This is a genomic window from Mesorhizobium sp. M7A.F.Ca.US.006.01.1.1, assembly GCF_003997935.1.
Classification (GTDB): Bacteria; Pseudomonadota; Alphaproteobacteria; order Rhizobiales; family Rhizobiaceae; genus Mesorhizobium.
The window spans coordinates 1-3340 of the sequence record NZ_RZQL01000420.1; the positions used below are offsets into that span (position 1 = coordinate 1).

At 65.1% G+C, this 3340-nt stretch carries 1 protein-coding gene; it reads right to left on the reverse strand.

Going from position 1 to position 3340, the window contains the following annotated elements; all coding sequences use genetic code 11:
* Positions 1-297: 297 nt before the first annotated feature.
* Positions 298-3340: autotransporter domain-containing protein (locus EN943_RS38920; protein ID WP_127416523.1), on the reverse strand; the 3043-nt coding region annotated here is incomplete at its 5' end.

The window sequence follows — 3340 nt, forward strand, 5'->3', positions numbered from 1 at the left end:
GGCGACATTTGCGCCCGTGCTCCGGCGCATGGCGTCCATTACAAGCCGAACACGGGTGAAGCTACTCAAGACCATGGCTTAAATTAGAAAGCACGCATAAATGAACGAATGGCTAAAAAGTTCGTTGCATTTTTGAGCAGTGGTCCATTGGCTTCAAAAAAAGTGTTACGCTGGCTGACCAACGCGCAGGCGCGCATTTTGGCAAATGCGCGAGGCCAGCACCGGCTGGAGAACCGCGAGAGCGGGCGCGTCCGCTTGCGACAGGCCCCCGGCACCGTGCCGGCCAGCGATCCTGCCCTACCAGTTCACCCGGAACCCGACATTGCCGCCGTAGGTCTGTACCCGGTCGGCGAACTTGCCGTCGAAGGTGGCGAACACCGATGTGTTGCTGCTCCAGTTCAGCTTGACGCCGGCGTTGACGGCGACGGCGTCCTGCGCCGCCGCGGCACCCTGCACCACGAAGGCATAGCCCGGTGCTGCCTGGAAGGTCGGTTCGACAGAGCGGTCCGGCCTGAACTCATGCAGCCAGGCCGCGCGGCCCCAGGCCTGCAGCGTCGCGGTCTCGCCGACAGCGACCGAGGTGTCGAGTTGAAGACCGAGCGAGACCGGCAGCGAGATGATGGTGCGATGCTCGAAATCCAGTCCCAATGCACCGCCGTCAGCTGATTCTTCCGAGAACCCCTGCATCGACAGCGCCGAGAATTGCAACCCGGCAAAGGGTGTGATGGCGCCTGAGCCCACCGGCTGCCGCCAGCCGGCCTCAAGCGTGGTGCCGAAGCCGGCGCTCATGAAATCGCCGGTCCAGTGCTCCCTCGATATGGCCGGCACCGGATTGAGCGGATCGGGCGCACCCGGAACCGAAGTAAAGCGGTCGGTCGTGTTGGAGTAGAGGTCCATCGCCAGCGAGCCGTTGATGTAGAACTGGCCCCATTTGCGCGCGCCATAGGCGCCGGCATGGCCGCCGACGATGTTGCCGGAGGTTTCACGATCCGGCACGGCAAACGAAGACGCCACGCCGCCGAGCGCGAAGCCCATCAGGATGTCGGGATCGCCCTGCGAGTCGAGGCCGGCGGCAAAATTGCCGGATTTGTAGCCAAGACCGGCGCTGCCGACGACCGGGTCGCCGGAAACCACACCCGAATTGCCACCGGCCGTGGCCCAGTAATTCCAGCGCCGCTCATCGGGAGCCTTCACCATGTCGTCGAATGGATTGGCTTTGCCCGGCGGTTCCGCGTAGGCAGTCTCCGGCACCGCAACGGACTGGATCATCGGATCCGTGGCCATGCCCATACGCCAGGCGTCCGACTGTCGGTTCATGGCCGCCTGGAAGGTGCTGTTGGCGTCAAACTCCGGCTGCTGGAAGCCGCTGACGCCCTCGCCCGAGATGGTGTCGTAGACAGCACCCAACTGGTCGAGCGTCGGAATGTAGAAGATCGCACTGGCGATCTTGGTGAAGTTCGGCGACGTCAGATCGGTCTGGATCGCGTTGATCGCCGAACCCACCGCCGTCTGGTTCTCGGTCAGGCCGGCGCGGGCGAAATTGATGTCGACATTGAGGACGACATCCTCGGGATTGGGATATTTCAGCGAATACTGCGCCACCGCGCTCGGTATGGAGTTCAGCTTCAAACCCTTGTCGGTCACGCCGCCAAGCGCATGCAGGATGATGTAGTTCTCGTTGCCCGGCGAGGCCGCACCCGGCTCCATGATGTTGATGTTGACGAAGCCGTTGACGTCAGCCGTCCCCGTCACATCGATGCGATCGGCCTCGGGGTCGAGATCGAGGTCGAGCAGATAGACGCCGGTGGCCGCTTGCGACCAGCTGCCATTGACCTCGGTGGTCATCACGCGGTCGAGCCCGCCGGGTGCCGCCAGGCCGTCATTGTTGAGCTGGCCGGTCAGGCCGAGATCGACCGTGTCGCCCATCAGGTAAAGGGCCGTGGCCTTGTTGTTGAAAGTGTTGAGACCGCCGCCGAGCCCGACCGATCCGACCGTAGCGAAGTAATTGTCGAAAGTGTCGTTGCCGTCGCCGCCGCGCATGGCGTAGCCATCGATCAGCAGCACCGAACGGACGAGACCGTTATTGGTCAGCAGATTGTTGTTGCCGTCCTTGAAGTTGACGCCGGCACCCGCACCGGAGCCACCGGTGATCTTCACGCCGGTGGCGATCGTGACCTTGATGTCGCCATTGCTGGTGCCGCCGGCGCTCTGTTCCATCAGCGCGAAGGAATTCTTGCCGGTCACGTCAAGGTCCGCCGTTTGCGTGAACTCGATGCCGCCGCCCGTGCCACTGCCCCCGGCAGAGCCCGAGAAGCCCTGCGGGGTCGGCATCACGCTGGCCTGTTCGAGGCCGAGAAAATTGCCGACATGGCCGCCAACGCCGCCGCCGCCGCCGATGCTCTGGCCGAACACACCGACCGAATTGTCGCCGGTGATCACCATGGCGACATTGCTGTTGATGGTGACCTTGCCGCCGTTGCCGCTGCCGCCATTGACGGCTTCGATGATGCCGTCGGTGCCCGCCGTCACCACGCCGCCGCCGCCGCCGACAGACTGCGCCAGGATGCCGTTCGAATTGGCTTTGATGGTGACAATGTTGCCGATCGATGTGGCCGTGACGACATCGCCATCGCCGCCACCGCCGCCAGTACCACCGACGCCAACGCCGATCGCGCCGCCATCGCCGACGATGGCAAGCGCGCCCGTGAAGCCGCCATTGCCGCCGCCGCCGCCCACCGACTGCGCCAGGATGCCGTCGGCCTTGCCGCCTTCGGTGCGCAGATTGCCGGTGCTGGTGACGGTAACCGATTTCGCATCGCCGCCGGCGCCGCCACCACCGCCGAGAGCCACCGACAGGCTGCCCGTGCCGCCCAGGCTGCCGGAGACCGCGAAGCCGCCATTGCCGCCGCCACCGCCGACCGATTGCACGAAGATTGCATGCGAGCCATCGCCATCGGTCTCGATATTGCCGTGGCTGTCGACGGTGACGATGTTGGCGTCGCCGCCGCTGGTTCCCGAACCGCCGACACCGACGCTGCCGGCAAGATCCTTGCTGCCCGAGAGCGCGATGGCGAAGCCGCCATTGCCGCCGCCGCCACCGACCGATTGCGCCAGGATGCCAAAGGAGTCTTTTCCGTTGGTCAGGATGTTGTTGTAGCTGGTGACAGCGACCGTGCCGGCATTCGACGCTGCTCCGCCGCTGCCGCCGACGCTGACGCCCAATCCGCCGCCGCCCAGCCCGATGCCGAGACTGCCGGCGAAGCCGCCGGAGCCGCCGCCGCCGCCGACCGATTGCGCGAAGATGCCGGACGAGTTGTCGCCCTGGGTCCAGATCTTCGCG